This window comes from Streptomyces sp. NPDC007346 (assembly GCF_040703535.1).
In the GTDB taxonomy this organism is placed as follows: domain Bacteria; phylum Actinomycetota; class Actinomycetes; order Streptomycetales; family Streptomycetaceae; genus Streptomyces.
The window spans coordinates 1-16,379 of sequence record NZ_JBEYKR010000153.1 but is presented as its reverse complement, the minus strand read 5'-3'; the positions used below and the strand labels follow the sequence as shown (position 1 = coordinate 16,379).

17 protein-coding genes and 1 pseudogene are annotated in these 16,379 nt (G+C 67.2%); 8 read left to right on the top strand and 10 right to left on the bottom strand.

Features of this window, described 5'->3' with window-relative positions; genetic code table 11:
- Positions 1-207 precede the first annotated feature (207 nt).
- The 3 genes from AB0917_RS28835 to AB0917_RS28825 form a co-directional block, all read right to left on the bottom strand.
- Positions 208-390 carry a hypothetical protein gene (locus tag AB0917_RS28835; RefSeq protein ID WP_366822617.1) on the bottom strand — a complete coding sequence of 61 codons (183 nt, stop codon included), beginning with the start codon at positions 388-390 and terminating at the stop codon, positions 208-210.
- 85 nt (positions 391-475) lie between these two features.
- Complete coding sequence (locus tag AB0917_RS28830; protein ID WP_366822616.1) at positions 476-1,186, bottom strand: hypothetical protein; 711 nt, start codon at positions 1,184-1,186, stop codon at positions 476-478.
- The gene (locus tag AB0917_RS28825; RefSeq protein WP_189846542.1) at positions 1,183-1,713 is read right to left on the bottom strand and encodes an RNA polymerase sigma factor; all 531 of its coding nucleotides are present in this window, start codon (positions 1,711-1,713) and stop codon (positions 1,183-1,185) included. Before AB0917_RS28825 ends, AB0917_RS28830 begins: the two co-directional genes overlap by 4 nt.
- 538 nt (positions 1,714-2,251) lie before the next feature.
- On the opposite strand from AB0917_RS28825, the gene AB0917_RS28820 reads away from it, so the two are divergent.
- The 3 genes from AB0917_RS28820 to AB0917_RS28810 all read left to right on the top strand — a co-directional run bounded on the left by AB0917_RS28820 (position 2,252) and on the right by AB0917_RS28810 (position 5,792).
- Complete coding sequence (locus AB0917_RS28820; RefSeq protein ID WP_366822615.1) at positions 2,252-2,536, top strand: hypothetical protein; 285 nt, start codon at positions 2,252-2,254, stop codon at positions 2,534-2,536.
- 417 nt (positions 2,537-2,953) lie between these two features.
- Complete coding sequence (locus AB0917_RS28815; RefSeq protein WP_366822614.1) at positions 2,954-4,282, top strand: ATP-binding protein; 1,329 nt, start codon at positions 2,954-2,956, stop codon at positions 4,280-4,282.
- A gap of 388 nt (positions 4,283-4,670) precedes the next feature.
- Entirely contained in the window at positions 4,671-5,792 is a 1,122-nt protein-coding gene (locus tag AB0917_RS28810) for a three-Cys-motif partner protein TcmP (protein ID WP_366822613.1), read from the top strand.
- Positions 5,793-5,865: 73 nt separating this feature from the next.
- On the opposite strand, the gene AB0917_RS28805 is transcribed toward AB0917_RS28810, so the two are convergent.
- The 6 genes from AB0917_RS28805 to AB0917_RS28780 all read right to left on the bottom strand — a co-directional run bounded on the left by AB0917_RS28805 (position 5,866) and on the right by AB0917_RS28780 (position 11,069).
- Entirely contained in the window at positions 5,866-6,633 is a 768-nt protein-coding gene (locus tag AB0917_RS28805) for a phage Gp37/Gp68 family protein (protein WP_366822612.1), read from the bottom strand.
- A gap of 59 nt (positions 6,634-6,692) precedes the next feature.
- Positions 6,693-7,619, bottom strand: coding sequence for a DUF721 domain-containing protein (locus AB0917_RS28800; RefSeq protein ID WP_366822611.1), 927 nt, complete (start codon positions 7,617-7,619; stop codon positions 6,693-6,695).
- The gene (locus tag AB0917_RS28795) at positions 7,616-7,900 is read right to left on the bottom strand and encodes a hypothetical protein (RefSeq protein WP_366822610.1); all 285 of its coding nucleotides are present in this window, start codon (positions 7,898-7,900) and stop codon (positions 7,616-7,618) included. The genes AB0917_RS28800 and AB0917_RS28795 overlap by 4 nt, the downstream gene beginning before the upstream one ends.
- Positions 7,901-8,220: 320 nt before the next feature.
- Positions 8,221-9,615 (bottom strand): glycosyltransferase family 39 protein, encoded by a 1,395-nt coding sequence (locus AB0917_RS28790; RefSeq protein WP_366822609.1) that lies wholly within the window; start codon positions 9,613-9,615, stop codon positions 8,221-8,223.
- A gap of 163 nt (positions 9,616-9,778) precedes the next feature.
- Complete coding sequence (locus tag AB0917_RS28785; protein ID WP_366822608.1) at positions 9,779-10,498, bottom strand: hypothetical protein; 720 nt, start codon at positions 10,496-10,498, stop codon at positions 9,779-9,781.
- Positions 10,499-10,694: 196 nt separating this feature from the next.
- Complete coding sequence (locus AB0917_RS28780) at positions 10,695-11,069, bottom strand: hypothetical protein (RefSeq protein ID WP_366822607.1); 375 nt, start codon at positions 11,067-11,069, stop codon at positions 10,695-10,697.
- A gap of 1,275 nt (positions 11,070-12,344) precedes the next feature.
- Here AB0917_RS28780 and AB0917_RS28775 point away from each other — a divergent pair.
- From AB0917_RS28775 to AB0917_RS28755, 5 genes are all read left to right on the top strand, one after another.
- On the top strand, positions 12,345-12,668 hold the full coding sequence (locus AB0917_RS28775; RefSeq protein WP_366822606.1) for a hypothetical protein: 324 nt from the start codon (positions 12,345-12,347) through the stop codon (positions 12,666-12,668).
- Between the two features lie 161 nt (positions 12,669-12,829).
- Entirely contained in the window at positions 12,830-13,279 is a 450-nt protein-coding gene (locus tag AB0917_RS28770; RefSeq protein WP_366822605.1) for a hypothetical protein, read from the top strand.
- Between the two features lie 42 nt (positions 13,280-13,321).
- Complete coding sequence (locus AB0917_RS28765) at positions 13,322-14,410, top strand: IS630 family transposase (RefSeq protein WP_366822604.1); 1,089 nt, start codon at positions 13,322-13,324, stop codon at positions 14,408-14,410.
- Positions 14,411-14,433: 23 nt separating this feature from the next.
- Positions 14,434-14,673: a hypothetical protein gene (locus tag AB0917_RS28760; RefSeq protein ID WP_366822603.1), complete on the top strand. Its 240-nt coding sequence runs from the start codon at positions 14,434-14,436 to the stop codon at positions 14,671-14,673.
- Between the two features lie 424 nt (positions 14,674-15,097).
- Positions 15,098-15,751, top strand: a complete 654-nt coding sequence (locus AB0917_RS28755) for an Abi family protein (RefSeq protein WP_366822602.1) — start codon at positions 15,098-15,100, stop codon at positions 15,749-15,751.
- A 57-nt stretch (positions 15,752-15,808) separates the two neighbouring features.
- Here AB0917_RS28755 and AB0917_RS28750 read toward each other — a convergent pair.
- Positions 15,809-16,379 (bottom strand): annotated as a pseudogene (locus AB0917_RS28750) (hypothetical protein); the annotation flags it as partial.

Here is a 16,379-nt window from a genome sequence, read left to right as displayed (position 1 = left end):
CCGGGGCCCCCCCCCGATCAGTTTGGGGTGCGGGCCTCCGGGCGTTCAGAATGCAGGGGCGAAGCCCCAGCCGGGGTCCGGCTCCTGACGATGTGCGGGGAACGGTGCGATAGGTGTCATGGGCCGGAGCGTACGCCCGGCGAACCAACGCGAACAGCCCCGGACCACGGTGCGGAGACTCGATCGGACACGGCTGAACCGGACGCCCTATCCCTGCAGACCCTGCTGGATCGCCCAGAAGAGAAGTCCGACGAGGCCGGCCCCGGTGGCGTAGGCGGCGCCGCGCATCGCGCTGGAGAGCAGGGCGCGGCGCCGGCGGGCCAGCCAGTCGCGTACGGGCCTCTTCTGCTGGGATTCATCCGGGGGTTCGGGGCGGCGGTTAGTCTGCACGGTGGTGCTCCGTTCTTTTGGAGTGCTGTTGGAGTCCGGCGGGGCTGGGCGGCGTAGGAACCTTCGGCCCCGCTGGTCTCCGGTCTCAGGGGCGGCTGGCCAGCGTGTGGATGTGGTCGGCGATCCGGGCGTCGGGGCGGCAGACGAGACCGTCGGTGAACCGGTCGACCACGCGCTCGGCGTCGGCCTCCAGGCGCCCGGTCGTGGTGACAGACCGGCTGGTGGGGTTGCGGACGGAGTACGAGGTCCAGGTGTCCAGGGCGTCCACGATCTCCTCCGGGTCCGGATCGGTGTGGCTCGGGCTGGAGCGGACCAGGGTGGCGGTGACCTGCTTCTTCCAGAACCGGGCTTCGCGCTCTTCGCCGAGGCTGAGGTGGTCCAGGTAGAGGCAGTACGCGGCACCATTGTGTCCGGCGCCGGCGGCGAACCTCCACCAGAACCGGGCGCTTTCGGGGTGATGGGCGAGATAGAGGGTGCAGGCGAAGGCCTGCACGCCGTCGATGTCGACGCCGCCGGTCCAGCCGTCGAACTCGGTGACGCCCTCCTTCTCGTCGCTCCGTCCGAGCAGCGCGGTCAGCCGCTCCACGTGGGCGGCCGCGCCGGGGTGGTTGACGACGCACTGAGCCCAGGCGGCCAGACGGCGGCGGGCGTTGGGGCCAGTGAAGGTCCGTGCGGCAGCCGGGGCGCGGCCGTCGTCGTGGGCCAGGCGCCGGAGCCCGGCGCCGACGTCGAAGGGCCGGCGGGGCTCGCGTCGGCCGGCGTCCGCGAGGAGCTGTTCCCAGGGTGTGGTGCTCACGTGGCGTCCCTCCGGTGGATCGGGCGTGTGGCGCGGCGGTGGATGGGGGCCAGGCGTTCCTGGGCCTTGCGCCAGTGGTGGGTGACCGTGCTGGGGGTGAGGCCCATGTACCAGGCGATGTGCTTGGTGTCGTACTTGCCGATGGCCTTGAGTACCACCACGTCGAACTGGCGCGGGGAGAGCTTGCACATCGCCGGGTAGAGGCCGATGTCGCTGTCCATGAACGGCAGGCTCTCGCGGAACGTCCCGAGGACCTCGTCGAGAACGGTGCGGCGCATGATGTTCCAGGCCTGCTCGGGCAGGTCCGGCTCGGTGAGCAGGCTGTCCCACTGCAGCTTGATCTCGACGAAGGCCCGGTGGACGGCCTCTTCGGCGAGATCGTTCGTCTTGAGGATGGCCAGGGCGAACTCGTGGAACGCGTCCTGGTTGGAGAGGTAGTAGGCCTCGAGCTCCAGGGGAATCGGGAGCGGGGGCGGGACCTCGGCCACCGGGGTGGGGCCGGACTCCTCGCGTACGTCGTCGGTCATGGATCCTCTTCGTTGAGGCTGAGTTGGCCCCTGGTAACGGGTGCCGTCGGGAACCACTCAACCGGCCGAATCTGCCGAACGCGCATGCGCACCCGAACGAATATGACGTACAGAGATCAACTAACCTCGGAGCGTAGCTCTGCGACCTTTCGTAATCACCCCTTGACCTGCGGTGATGGATGGGCGTGCGTGGCATGAGCGCGGTGAAGTGGTGCAAGGGACGTGAGGACCGTCACAGGAGGGGCGGGGGTACTCCTGCCACGAACGAGTTACATCGCCCGATCCGGCTACGCGGAAAGCCCTCTGACGACCAGTCGGCAGTCCGGGCAGCCCGGCAGTTCGGAAACACCGTACGGCGGTAAGGGGCGCCCGCTACGGAAAGCGGCCTCGTGGCCACCGTTCCCTCCAGCCTGGCCCCGGGCGCTCAACCGCGTGATGATGCCCCATCGATGACCATCACGGCGTATCGCTGCCACAGCCCCTCAAGGGAGCGTTTCACCCGACAGGGTCTCGGAGCTGACGGAGCTAGTGTCGTCGTATGACCCTCAACGATGACGAGCGCGAGCTGCTGCGCCGGATCTCTGCGGCTGGCAACCCTGTCGAGCCCTCCGACTACTTCCACAGCATCTACCCGCCGAACTTCCCCACGTCAGCGGCTGAGGATGATCCCCGCCGCGAAGCGTGGGTGGAACTGCAGATGAATCTCTACCGCGCCTATATCCGGCTGCACGAGGTGGGCTTGATCCGGGTGGTGCAGCCGGCGAACGGCGAGCGGGGTGATCTCGTGGTGGCCACAGAAGCCAGCCGCGACGCACTCGCGTAGCTCGGCGTTCGGTAGGCCTCGCCGGATCACCGGCCACCCGTCACGGAAGGTCCCGAGCACCCGCGGGTGCCGCCCTCGCCGCGGACTTTGGCGGCCTCGCGCGCGCCCGGTGCAGTGCGACCTGGGCCGGGTCGACGCCGGACAGCTCAGGGGTCGAGGTCGTCGTAAGTGCCCATGCCCAACATGGTGTCACCGGCCATGAACTCGCCCCTCCGTGAACCGCATGTCCGCCACGTCCTGCCCGCTCAGGCCCTACACCGCCCAGCTCGGGCAGCGACTCACCCGGGACGGACGTCTGCGCCTGCGCCTGCGAGGCGAACGCCTCAGTTACATCCTGCGCATCATCGTGACCGATCAGGGGGCCGGACTGTCGTGTCTGATCGGACATGGTAATTCGGCGTGCGTATAGGGCCGTTGGTGGAATATGGAGGGATGAACAACTCTTTGTTCGCCGCGTCGGCGGCGGACCTGACGATCGAACGCATCCGTGCCCTCGCCGCGCGTCCGGACCAGGTGGAGAGCTTGACGTTGGAGTTCAAGCGCGAATATTCCAAGAGCGTGGTGAGGACCATCGCGGCGATGGCCAACACCTACGGCGGCGTGATCCTGGTGGGCGTCCACGACAAGGTGGAGCCGGGCGTCGAACGCGTCGTCGGCGTCGACGCCCAGGAGGAGATCGACAAGATCGCCAGCGCGTGCCGTGAGAAGTTCGACCCGCCCTGGGAACCGGCCTTCATTCCCGTCCCGTTCGACGACGGAAGCGGGCGCAGCGTGGTGGTGATCCGGGTTGACGCCAACGTCGCGCCCCGTCCGCTGCTGATAGACCTGCAGGCGCCGATTCGGCTGAGTGGGCAGAATTCCGTCGCCGACCGCGACCGGCTTCTGAAGCTTGCCCGGGAAGAGCCGTCCGCAGGGGTGCTGCCCATGGGGCAGAGCGTCATGTCCCCGAACCTGGACAGAGGCCAGGAGGGCAACTCCGCCGCAGACTTCATCCTCCGCACCGGCTTTAACCTCCCGATGGGGGAGGCCGGCGCCTGGCGCCCCTTGTCGGAGAGGGCTGTCGCCGCTCTCACCCAGGCGCTGAACCGTTCGGCCTTCCCAGCCGCCCTGGAGGACCTCGGGCACAAGTCGTTCTCCTCGTCCACAGGCTTCCAGCAGCACGGGTACAACAGGTCGCGAACCGCCCGGCTGGTGTATCGGGCTCTGAGCGAGAGCCCGGTCAAGCACCCTGTGGAGGCCGCCGTCACCGTGGCCCTGCCCGAGGTCTACGGCACTTCCACGGCGGCGACGGTCACCATCGACGTCACCTCCCGGCTCCGGCGGTACGCCGAAACTCTCGGTGACAAGGTGGGGGTGCCCGGGGAGGAGTACCGCTACCCGGTACCGGATCTTCTGGATCTGCTGGAAGGGATACTCAAGACCACCGTCGACCCCGAGGTCGTCGCGGAGATCGCCCGCATCACCGACATCGATCCCGCCCTGGTGGCGCAGCCGCGCGAGCTCCACCTCGCCGCGAGCTGTCAGGTCAAGGAACTCCTTCGCACCGATACCCTGCGGGAGATCCCGGACGCCGGTGCGTCGGCCGGCGGCGTCTTCCGTGCCAACCCTGCCCTGGACCTGCGCGACATCGCCGACCGCCAAGAACAGGTGGATGACTGGGTCCGCCAGCTCGGCCTGGACGCCGGCCTGACCGGCGTGGAGGCCTTGGTGGAGAGCTACCGGTCCTCGCGCGGGCGGAGAAGGTAGCGCGAGGGTCCGAAGCGCCTGGTCCCCAGCAGCTCTGACGCCGGGGGCCAGGTCTTTTGCATGAGTGTTGCCAACCAGAGGCGGACGACGGCGCGACGTACAAGCATCCCCGCGATCACGCCATACAGTCCAGCCGCCCCGCGACGGCCGCGGAGGTGATGGCGGTCAGCCCGGCCCGCTCGGCAGCAAGGCGTTGCAGTGCCCGAGCCTGAGATACGTCGCTAGACGTGACCCGCTGCTTGGCATCAGCTCGGGCACAGAGCTCCTCGAGGGCCTGGCGGTCATCAGCTGATGCTTCGAACCCTCCGTACCGCCCCCGCCCCCTTTCGCATCACAGCGCGTTATCGCACAATCACGCCATTGATGGTTCGGGAACGGGGAGGGCGCCATGGGGGTGTTGTGGAAGCTGGAGCCAGCGACCGCGGCCAAGCACAGGCTGTATCAGCGGTACCTGGACGCATGGTGGCCGATCCTGCTGCAGACCAATCAGCGCACGGGGTACGCCTTTCCACGAGTGACGCTGCTCGACGCATTCGCGGGGCCCGGCCGGTACGAGGGCAAGGAGCCGGGCTCGCCGGTGTTCATCCTGGACCGGCTTCTGAACCATCACGCGGTCGAGCGGATGAACCTGAGTCGCAGCCGGGTGCACCTGGTGTTCATCGAGCGTGACCCAGCGCGCTACGCACACCTGGTGTCGGAGCTGGTCGCCGTATTCGGACGGCTGGAGGATCTACCGGTACGGGTGGAGGTCCGGCGGGGTGAGGCGGGGAAGGACAGCTTGCCGATCCTGACCGAGCTCGGTGCGTGGGGCAATCCGATCCTGGGGATCTTCGACAGCTGGGGCAGTGTGAACGTGCCGCTGGAGGTGATGGCCAGGATCGCCCGCAACCGGTCCAGTGAAGTGATCACGACGTTCGGGCCGAACTGGTTCAGCCGACGCGAAGAGCTGAACGCGGACCTCCTCGACACGGTCTTCGGCGGCCGCGGCTTCTGGACGCCAGCCGCCGACGAGGCCCGGTCCGACGAACGGTGGCGAGCGTGGCTGGGAACCTACCGTGACGCCCTGAAACGGGCCGGGTTCGGCTACCAGCTCCAGTTCAAGCTGGTACCGCGCACCGGCCAGCCGCTCTACTTGGTCTTCGGCACCGGAAACGAGGCCGGCCTGCGCGCGATGAAGGACGCGATGTGGAAGGTCGATGACCGCGACGGGGAGAGCTTCCGTGACCCGCGCAACCGCGGCGGGGCTGTCGCCGGGCAGATCGACCTCTTCCAGATGGAGGAGACTCTCGACCCTGAGCTCGTGGAGCTCGTCACCCAGCGCCTGGCTCGCGGCGACGTCACGGTGGAGGCGGTGGGCCGGTGGCTATTGACCGAGACCAGCCGCTGGATGTCCACCCACGCGCTCAAGGCAGCACGGGTGATGCGTCAGGACGGCTCCCTGGTCGTCCAGTCAGCCGGGAAGCTGACCACCAAGAGCGTGGTGGGCCTGCCGGCTCCCGTGAACTCCTGACCCACGGCAGCACGGCGGTCCCGACCCCTGGAGAACAAGGGGCGGGCCGCCGCGCTGCCGTGGGTCCTCAAGGTCAAGCGAGGACTCGGGGCTCCGCCCGGGGGTACTCCCGCACCCGCAGGCCGGAGGGAAACTGGTCGATGTCCTTGTGGTGAGCCTTGTTCCAGCACGAGCCCAGCTGCTTGACGAAGACCGCGGTCCCGGACGCCTGGCAGGTCTCGACGATGTCGCCGGCCCACGCCAGGTCCATGGGGCGGGCGCCGGTACCGGACTCGCCGCCAACGATCACCCAGTCGATCCCGGACACCTCCAGTCCGCGAAGTGGCCCGATCAGCGGCTCGCACGACAGGAACTTCACCGCGGCCGGGACCTGTCGCAAGTCCTCCACCCGCGGGAGCTCCTTCACGCTCTCCACCGATACGCCCATCCACAGGTTCTCCGGCCACTGAAGGCGGTCGGCGACCTGCCTCAACCTCCGGGCCCGCTTGGTCAGCACCTGGTAGGTGTGCTGCGGAGTGGAGGCCATCACCTCGAAGACCTGACGTACGTAGTCCAGCGGGACCCGGGCGTGGAAGAGATCGCTCATGGAGTTGACGAAGACCGTACGCGGGGTGCGCCACTTCAACGGTACGGTCAGTGCCTGCGGATGCACCGTCAGACCGAATCCCGGGCCTGACGTACGGGGGTCACCGTCGTTCTGGTATTTCGGCGACCCCATCGCCTTCAGCCGTTTCGACAGGGTGAGGGCGTAGCAGTTGTCGCACCCTGCGGACACCCGGTCGCATCCGGTTGTCGGGTTCCATGTTGCTTCGGTCCACTCGATCGAACTGCGGTCGCTCACCGCGCCCCTCCCGCTCCGGTCTCCGTGGCGCCCGATGACGGGCGACCTCGGTGTGCTGCCTAACGATGCCGTTCCTGCCGGAGTACCGGGATGGATACGCCGGTATCCGATCGCCCTCGGGGGCATCCCGTAACTCCATCATTCGAACCTCCGTTTGAAAACTGTTGGGTGTGCGAGATCCCGTCAATCAGGCCGTACGCTCCAGCCGCTGCGGTGCGGCCCCCGCCGGGGTGATGCTGGTCAGCCCGGCGGCGTAGCAGGGCCCGTGCGCGGGAAGCGTCTCTCGGTCGGACCCGCTGCTGGGCGGTCGCTTTGGCCCGGAGTTCAGCGAGAGCCTGGCGGCCGTCGGCGAACTGCTCCTCGGGTTCCCGGAGCCGTTCGCGAAGCTGCCGCTCGGCGGCTGCCTGGATGTCGGGGTTGATGTGCTGTCGGGTGGTGCTCCAGGTGGCGCGGTGGGCGGCGATGGCCTCGCGGTAGCCCTCCGGCGGATCCACGCGCTGCATCGGTGCGGCGGGTGAGGCCGCTGTGGCGAGGCCGGCCTTTGCAGGTGCGGGTGCCAGGACGTGCAGGGCGCGGACGTTCGCGCCGGGAACCTTCTCGTTGGCCGCCGCGACCAGCTTCGGCGCGCTCCAGCGCAGCTGCGTCCCGGCTGCCGGAAGGTCGGGGGCGACGTCCAGGCGGCCGGTCTCCGCGTCGAAGCCCACGGCCGTCACGCGCCCAGCGAGCTCGGGCACGACCGCCGCGAGGATGGTGTCGAAGTCGGCGAGGACGTTGCCGCCGGCGGCCGGGGTGGCCATACCTCGCTCGGTCATCATCATGCCGATCGCGCTGCCCAGCCCAAGCGGCTCACGGCCCTCGCGCCGTACGACGGTGCCGGTGCGCCGCTTCGGCTTCTTGCTGGTGGTGCCGTTCTTCCTTGCCGCCGCCCGGGCCGCGAGCAGGGCCTGACGCGCCAGGTCGACACCGGACACCTCGCCACCGCTCACGACTGCCCCCAGGTGGAGTAGCCGAGGTTCAGGTGCCCGAGCCGATCGTGGTGCTGCGCCTGGTCGACCCGCTGGTTACTGAACAGGCGACGGGCCGACGGCTCGCCGTAGCGGTCGATGTGGTCGAAGACGACGCTGTGGTCCTTCATCGCCCGCACCCGCCAGTCGCGCACCTCGTCGGGGGCCAGGTCCTCGATGACGAGCTCCTGGTCGTGGGCGACGTCGGCGGTTTCCGGCTCCAGGACCGGAGCGGCGGCGGCCGGGCGCGGCGCGGGCAGCACGGCGCGGGCAGCGCGACGGGGCGGCCGGGACGTCGTCGGCCGACTGCCCGGCGGCTGCTGTTTCGGCGCGGGCCGCCTTCGCTTCGGCCTGGCGGGCGCGGTACTGCTCCCACTCGGACGCCTTCACCCACGCCCCGGCCCTCACGGTCTCGTGCAGCTGCCGGTCAGTGGTCGCCCGCCGCTCGGGCTCGGAAGCGTGGGGCACCGCGGCGACAACGGCCGTCCGCGCTCAAGTGAAGCCATCGCCCTGGCCAAGCGGATGGGGGGCTGCGACTGCGGCGGGCTGACGCTGGATGACCACGACCTCATTCCGGTGGTGGTCAGCAGTTGCGGGCAGCCTCGTAGATCATGATCTGGGCGCCCTTGACTCGTATGGTGCGGCACTTGTCGAAGTGTGCCGCGAGCGTCTTCTCCTTGATCGTGTCCGTTCCTGTGCTCGCTGCTGGGCTACCTGGAGGTTCGGTGACAACCAGGATCCGCGGACTGGCGAGCATGTGTGCGCGGACTTGTCGGGCGGGGAGTTCGGTGCCGTAGAGGCTGTGTGAGGCAGCCGGTGTGAGTGCTTGGGCGAGGTCGGACAGCTGTGCTTCTTTCGGCGGGTAGGCGAGGGTCCAGGCGCGGCGCTTCACCGACAGATAAAGCACGCCGTCGCCTGGCGCGGCCTGTTCGCGCAGTACTGCTGCCAGTGCGGTGACATTGTCCGAGCGGCTTTCCGATGTGCGGAGCTTGATGGATTCCGGGGCCAGGAGGGCAGTTGCTAGCACGGCGGCGGCCATGGCGGTGAGGCGCAGGAGCCGGCCTTGCCGGAGTGCTCTGTCCAGGACGGCTCCGAGCAGGAGGGCGAGGCCGACCAGGCCGTAGAGGACGTACCTTTCGAGGTAGAGAGGTTTGTAGAGCGACAGCAGCATGAGTAGTGCGGTGGGCAGGAGGGCGAGCGGCAGGGCAACCGTTCGTAAGCTGACACGCATGGCGGGGAGATCATGGTCAGCGTGTGCTGGAGGCGTAAGTGCCGACATGACGAGCACCATGGCGACCAGGATGGCAAAGCTCTTGTATTCGCTTGTGCTGACGTCGTCGATCCAGGCGACCTGTCCTGATTGCTTCATGCCCAGGAGCGCCAGTGGGGCCAAAGCTGCTGTGACGCCGAGTGCGGTGCAGAGCCAGAGGCGCCGTGCCGCGGGCGGCACGACGAAGGCGTGGGCCACCAGTGCCAGTGCAGCGAACTCGTGGAGTACGCAGGCTGTCAGCATCAGGGCGCCGTACCCGGCCCACATTCTTAAGGAAGCACTGTGATCAGGTGCTCCCGTTTCCCCGTGGCGCTGGATAGCGAGGAGCAAAACGTAGGTGGCCCATACGACGAGGGCGCAGACGAGGGCGTAGGAGCGACCTTCCTGGGAGTACTTCTGGATGTCCGGGAGTATGGCGAAGGCGAAGCCTGCCAGAAGTCCGGTACGGGGGCCGGACAGCCGTGCTCCAAGGGCGGCCACTCCTGCTGCTGCGGCGCCGGTGGCCAGGACGGAGGGCATTCTAAGGACCAGGAGATCGGTGCCGAAGAGGCCGAACAGCCCGTGCATCAGCAGGTAGTACAGCCCGTGCACGGCGTCGATGTTGCCGAGGGTCTGCCATAGGTCGGGCAGACTTCGCGAGGCCAGATCGAGTGTTACTGCCTCGTCGTGCCAGACCGCTTCTTGCCTGCGTATCCCCCAGGCGCCCAAGAGTACGGACAGCAGGGTCGGCAGGATGAGGATGCCGGCGACCTTTCGATCCGCAGGAAGGGTTAATTGCCGCTGCGGCGTTTCCTCTTCAGTGGTGATGTTGTTCTCCGGGGCCGAACGATATTGGTCAGACAGTAACGCAAATTGCGTGCAGTGTTTTACCCTATCCCTGGCTTAAAACTGCCCTTGCGTTGGCCAGGTACCGGGCGTTCGCCGCTGCTACAGTACGAAGATATTCTGAATTGTCCTTTATTGCCCGTCGTTCAAGCTTTTGTTCTGCTGCGAACCGTACGGCCACGAGCTTCACCCTGTGCTTGCACTTCACGTCTGCTACAGCAGCGGTGACCTCGTCAGGGGATGCCTTCCCCACTGACCGGTCACCCCACTTGGGGGTCGTGCTGGCTTGATGCGGAGTCGCGTACTCGAGCCCGCTTTTGCGCATGCAGGCACTCCACGCCCTCTCAGCCTGGATGACCTCAGGAGCACGTTGCGCTTCGGCATACGTTTCCTCCTTTAGCTTGTTGAGCGTGGCGAAGGACGCCTTGGCTTCACGGGTAAGTTCACCGCCTGCGGCATCCTGGCACTTCTCGGCCTGACGAGCCCTCGCTGTATCAAGAGCTGCGAACCGCCGTTTCATACGGTCAACCACCTCGCGCACTTCGGATGGCGCCGTGAGTTCGGACGGCACCCTGTACCCGAACGCGCGCGCGACCTTGATCTCTATGACTCCGAAGTGGAGTCGGTTGCGCCAATTAGCCACACTTGCAGGGATGTCGATCCTTTTCCATTCGGCACCCTTCTCCTTCATGCATTTCCGAACCAGAAGGTCACTGGCTTCATAAATGAGGTGCATTTCACTGTTGGATAACTCGTACCTATCCAACGGAAAACTTAAATTAAGAACCTGCTGTGTGGGATCAGGGATTTCCGGTGATTTCCCCTCCGGAGGGCTTTTGGTGCAGCCCGCTGCTAACGCTGCGATCACAACGAGCGGTACGTAGCGGCGAAACATGTCACATCTTTCGTTGATGCCCTGTGGGGGCGCGCCGTTGCCCGGCACGCCCCCACACGACAGTGTCCTAGAAGCCGTTGAGCGAGCTGGCCTTGTTCGAGAACGCGTTGTTCCCGAAGTCGCTGTCCTCGCTGTTGCCCTGGATCGAGTAGGCCTGGCCGGCGTAGTTCAGCCCGTCGTACATGTGGACCCGGAAGCTGCACCGGTTCTTCGCGGCGTTGGCCGCGTTGTTGCTGGCCAGTCCGTTCGACCAGTTGTTGTTCCGGAAGTCGGCGTCGTTGGCGGAGAAGGCGCGGGAGCCGCCGTTGAAGCCGTGGGTGTCCCACAGGGTGAAGCAGGCGGCCTGGGCGACCGGCTCGGAGGCGCCTGCTGCCGGCGCCATGGCGATGATGCTCGTGGCGCTGGCAGCGGCCAGCCCGAGGGAAAGTGCGATCTTACGCATGAAAACCTCTCGCTTGAACCTTGGGACGTCATTAGGGGCGCGCGGTTTTCGGAGATATCTCCGTCGTCACCGTTCGCATTCCTGATGCCGTCATCCGTCGGTAGCGATTACATGCTCTTGGCCTGCTCCTGGTCAACGGAGTTTTTCCCGGCGGTGGTCTTCTGGCCGATTCTGTGCCAGTCAGAAAATGGGCGACGGTTGGGACGGGCGTGCGGCATATGCAGCATCGATGGGCCAATGGTCCACTGGTGAGCCCTGTCGAATCCTGGAGGAGGGTGGCGGGAAAACAACTTTTCGAGCCGAATCGGATTCAGTCAAAGTTATTGTCACCGACAGTGATCAAATTGCAGACGGGAGCTGCCCCTCTGGCATTCCGCATGCGTGCGAAATGCCGTCGTAATCCTCGCAGTCACTGAGGGATCACAGGTGTGGTCACGAAGAGCCGTTCATTCCGGCGCCTCTCGGCGCGGGCACTGCCCGTCACCCCTACCCCTCCGGCCTGCAAAAGCGTCGTGGCTTGTACCCAAGGTTCACTGAAGGGTATTGGTTCCTGCGCTTTGCGGCACTATATTGCCCCATCCGCAGATTGGTGATATTTGGCACGGAAGATGCGCCTGAAGGCGGAATGGGCGGTTTCGAGAATTTCCTCTTCGGGTGATGTGAGACCCAGATCACCTGCCGGTTGCTCCTCCGTGGCACCGCGAGGCCACCAGAACCGGTGCCACCGGATGTGCAGAAAAGCTGAAGCGATGATTCCGCCGTCCCTGCCGGGGATCGCCGCATAGGGAGACAGGCACCCATCTCAGCCGCCTCCGCTGGAAAACCGACGGCGATTGGGCTCGCTTGTAGACCGCCCCGACATGGAGTGTGTGGGACAGGCCCGGTGTCTTACAGGCTTGGTCCTGGGACGGAGTACGACCGGGTTCGCAGCAGCCCCGGCAGCCCCTCACGGCCGCCGGGGCTGCTGCCGTGAGGGGCTGCCGGCCAGGTGGCCTCTGTGACGCAATGGCTCAAAGGTTGCGCGTTGGACAGAGGGGTCCGAGCGCATGCCCACCGCGGTGAGGTCTGGCGCCGCGCTCGCGCTGTACCGCTGGAACAGCGACCTCGCCGCGGCGTTCTTCGAACCCCTCGGGCACCTGGAGATCATGCTGCGCAACGCGCTGGACGCACGGATCGTTGCCCGCCAGCAGCGCCGGGGCCGCACCACCGAGTGGTACGTCGACAGACAGGTCCCTCTCAGTGGGAAGGCCCGCAGGGCGGGGTGGCGGTGCGACCATGCCGCGCGGGAAGGTCATCGCGGAGCTGAGCTTCGGCTTCTGGCGCTTCCTGCTGGCCCGCCAGTGCAAGACCAGCCTGTGGCCCGACCTCGCGGGCTCCTTCTCCTGCGCGCCCAGCCGTGCCCTGACCACGGTGGAGGACCCGGTCAAGCGGCTGCACAAGTTCCGCAACCGCATCGCTCACCACGAGGGGATCTGGCACCTGCCCCTCGACGCCCGCCGGGACGACATCCAGACCGTGCTCGGCTTCATAGCACCGGCCGCCGCGACCTGGGTCCACAGCGCATCACGCATCGACGACGTCCTCGCCCGCCGCCCCTGATCGAGCGTCCGAGCTTCGTCCAGTCCCACAGGATCCCTCCGGCGGCCGGACCGGACTCGCCGCACTGGGCTGAAACAGATCGCACGGTAGCCATGTCCGGACACCGCACGGTCCAAGTCTCGCCGTCTGAGACTGTCAGACCTCCATGCTCTTCTGGGCGTATGAGTTCCTATGAAGATGACCTCTTCGAGCCGGTCTCCGATGAAGCGGCTGTGGCTGCTGCGGGAGATCTCGCTGACCCGGCGAATCCGCTGTCCACGGCAGTGGCTTTCGCAGCCGCCGTCCTGGCCGCGGATGGGCCTGATCTGTCAGCCCTTCGGCAGCTGTGCACCCCGGAGTCGTGGAAAGACTGGGACTTCGACGAGGCCGGCCAACTACTGGGGAACTGTGGCCTGACCACGCACGCGGCCAGGCCCAGCACCGGCGAGCCGGACGTACGTTACGCAAAGTTCCTCCCGTCGATCGGCGACGGAGAAACCTGCCTGCAGGTCAAGAGCGTCGGCGTGGTGAACGTCTACGTGCTGACGCTCCAGTACCGCCCCGAAGCCGGCCTCTGGATGGCACACGCTCTCGGCGACTACGTGCTGCCGGAAGACCTACCCCGCACCTAGTGTCCTGAGTCGTTAATTCGCTTGCGGTTGTAGGGTGGGGCGGTGCCTGGTCCGACGCCGTTGCCGCTGGAGTTGTCCGATCACGAACGCAGGGTGTTGCGGGGCTGGTCGCGTAAGCAGACCGCCTCTCAGGCACTGGTGTTGCGGTCGCGGATCGTGCTGGCGTGCGCGGAGGGCCTGCCGAACGCGCAGGTCGCGGATGACCTGGGTGTCTCGCGGGAGACGGTGCGCAAGTGGCGGTCCCGGTTCGTCACGGACCGCCTGGAGGGCCTGGTGGACCGGCCTCGTTCGGGAGCCCCGCGCAGGATCACGGACGAGCAAGTCGAGGCCCTGGTCGCCAGGACACTCGGCCAGACTCCGCCGACGGGTGACTCGCACTGGTCGACGCGTTCGATGGCCGGGGCGGCAGGGATGTCGCAGTCGGCGGTCTCGCGGATCTGGCGGGCGTTCGGCCTCAAACCGCACATCGTGGAGACCTGGAAGCTGTCGACCGACCCGCAGTTCGTGACCAAGGTCCGTGACGTGGTGGGTATTTACCTGTCACCGCCGGAGAACGCCCTGGTCCTGGCGGTGGACGAGAAGTCGCAGATACAAGCCCTGGACCGGACCCAGCCGGTGCTGCCGATGGCGCCGACCACGCCGGCGAAGATGACCCACGACTACGTCCGGCACGGCACCACCAGCCTGTTCGCCGCCCTGGACATCGCCTCCGGCTCGGTCATCGCCCAGCACTACCGCCGCCACCGCCATCAGGAGTTCCTCCGCTTCCTGAAGGTCATCGACGCCGCCGTTCCCAAGCACCTCGATCTCCACCTGGTCCTGGACAACTACGCCACGCACAAGACCGAGCCGGTCAAGAAGTGGCTGCTGCGACACCCTCGCTTCCACCTGCACTTCACCCCCAACTCGGCGTCCTGGCTCAACCTCGTCGAGCGCTGGTTCGCCGAGCTGACCTCCCGCAAACTCCGCCGCTCCACCCACCGCAGCGTCGTTGAACTCGAACGGGACATCCGCAGCTGGATCAATGAGTGGAACAAGAACCCCAAGCCGTTCGTCTGGACGAAACCCGCCGACGACATCCTCGACACCCTCGCCGCATACTGCACACGAATTAACGACTCAGGACACTAGCACCCACCTCAAGGAAACTCCTGATGACTCACAACATGCACCAGCAGTTCCTCGCCTACGAGCGGGCCGTACGCCTCAGCGGCGAGACCTACAAAGGTATGTCCGGCGCCGAACGATCGTTCCGCAGCATCGCAGCCCGCGATCTCGAGGAACACTCTCCCAGCGACCAGAACACACCGACGTGCGCCGGATGCGACGGCGCCGCCTGGCCGTGTGACACCGCCCGCGGTGCCATGTCCCTGGCCGACCCCCACACCAACTGACGAAGGCACGAGAACACCGGGTTGGCCCCTGCACACCCCCCAGAGGCCGACGCGAAGCGGCCGGGGCGGGGTGCGGGAAACGGGAGGATGTGGTCACGACCCGATGGTGTGCGGCTCCCGCCCCGGCCCAGGGGGCTTTCGCCGGCGGTCACCGAAACGTGTGAACCCGCCCCGCGCGGCGCCCCGCTTTCGCTGACAGAGCCGAACAATGGCGAAGGCCCCCACCAGGTGGTGGGGGCCTTCAAAGTCTGACCCCGGTCGCATAGCGTAAGCCAGAGGCTGTACCGGGGAATCTGCGGAAAATGCTACATGTAGTAGCGTGCAGATACAACCGAACGCGGCGCAGCTCACGCTGTTACAGCCGCTGATCTCCGGACCTCGTCTGGCTCCCTTCCTCGCTGCCGCTGGCTCGCCGGAGGCAGCGATGGAGCTCTATTTGTGGAACGTGCGCCTGTCGGCCGCCTTCGGTGAGGTGATCGCCCTTGCCGAGGTCATCCTGCGCAACGCCATAGCGGAACAGCTCGCTACCGCGTACGGGGCCACCTGGTACGCGCGCACCGAACTGTTCGACGACCGCACCATAAACGGCTTCAAGACCACGTGGCGCAACATCTCCATGCCCACCGACCGGACGACCGGGAAGCCGGCGCAGAAAACCCTCCAGGCGGTCCCGGCCGGGAAGATCGTGGCGGAGTCGACCTTCGGCTGCTGGGTGAACATGCTCGACAAGGGCGGCACCCGCGGCGACGGCCCATACCGCAAGAACGTCGACTACGACTCCACCTTGTGGCGCAAGGCCCTCCACAAGGCCTTCCCGCACAGCGGCGGCAAACGGGCCACGGTGTTCACCACTGCCAGCCATGTCCGCTCTCTGCGCAACCGCGCCGCCCACCACGAACCGCTGATCCAGGGCGTCCCCCTCCGGGGCCAGAACGACGGAGGCCGCCGTGCCCGCCGGCTTCCCCTGCCCGATGCCCACGCCGAGGTCCTGCGCCTGGTCGAGTACATCGACAAGGACGTTGCGACCTGGCTCGGGCAGACCAGCCGTGTCCCCGAGCTGATACGCGTCCGGCCTTGACCCGTCGGCGGTGACCAGCGCACCGCAAGAACGGCATGTGAGGCTCGCAGGGGGACATCAGGCCGCCTGGTCCAGGCGCTGAGGCACGGCCACGTCCCGGCCGCCCTTCTCGTCTCGGGCCCGGCGCAGCGCGCCGGCCTCGGTCGCCGCGGCCTGGCGGCGCCGCTGGATGCGGGCCTGGTCGATCGGGGCCGGCGCATCATCGGGCACCATAGGCGGCTCGGGGAACGCGCGACGGCTGAGCTCGCGCATCGCCTGGTTCTGCCGCTCCACCGCCTGCGCGATGTCCGGGACGGCACTGCGGCCTAGCGGTGCGCCTCGATCGCGCGGCGGTAGCCCTCCGGCGGCGTCCGGCGCTCCACCGCTCCAGCCGGGGCAGCCGGCTGCGGGGCCGGTGCGGCAGCCGGCCGGTGCGGAGCGGGCCTTCATGGGTGCGGGCGCCAGGACGTGCAGGGCACGGACGTTCGCGTTCGGTACCTGCTCATTGGCCGCCGCGATCAGCTTCGGCGCGCTCCAGCGCAGCTGCGTGCCGGTGCCGTCCAGGCCGCCCTGATGGTCGGCGCGCTCTTTCCAGGCGGCGGTATCGCTGATCTTCGGTGCGCCCAGCAGACCGCTGCCATGGCACGCG

Excerpts from the sequence above, each read along its gene's own strand:
- AB0917_RS28825 (WP_189846542.1), bottom strand. The coding sequence starts at position 1,713 with ATGACCGACGACGTACGCGAGGAGTCCGGCCCCACCCCGGTGGCCGAG.
- AB0917_RS28820 (WP_366822615.1), top strand. The coding sequence starts at position 2,252 with ATGACCCTCAACGATGACGAGCGCGAGCTGCTGCGCCGGATCTCTGCG.
- AB0917_RS28810 (WP_366822613.1), top strand. The coding sequence starts at position 4,671 with ATGGGGGTGTTGTGGAAGCTGGAGCCAGCGACCGCGGCCAAGCACAGG.
- AB0917_RS28780 (WP_366822607.1), bottom strand. The coding sequence starts at position 11,069 with ATGCGTAAGATCGCACTTTCCCTCGGGCTGGCCGCTGCCAGCGCCACG.
- AB0917_RS28775 (WP_366822606.1), top strand. The coding sequence starts at position 12,345 with ATGCCGCGCGGGAAGGTCATCGCGGAGCTGAGCTTCGGCTTCTGGCGC.
- AB0917_RS28770 (WP_366822605.1), top strand. The coding sequence starts at position 12,830 with ATGAGTTCCTATGAAGATGACCTCTTCGAGCCGGTCTCCGATGAAGCG.
- AB0917_RS28760 (WP_366822603.1), top strand. The coding sequence starts at position 14,434 with ATGACTCACAACATGCACCAGCAGTTCCTCGCCTACGAGCGGGCCGTA.
- AB0917_RS28755 (WP_366822602.1), top strand. The coding sequence starts at position 15,098 with ATGGAGCTCTATTTGTGGAACGTGCGCCTGTCGGCCGCCTTCGGTGAG.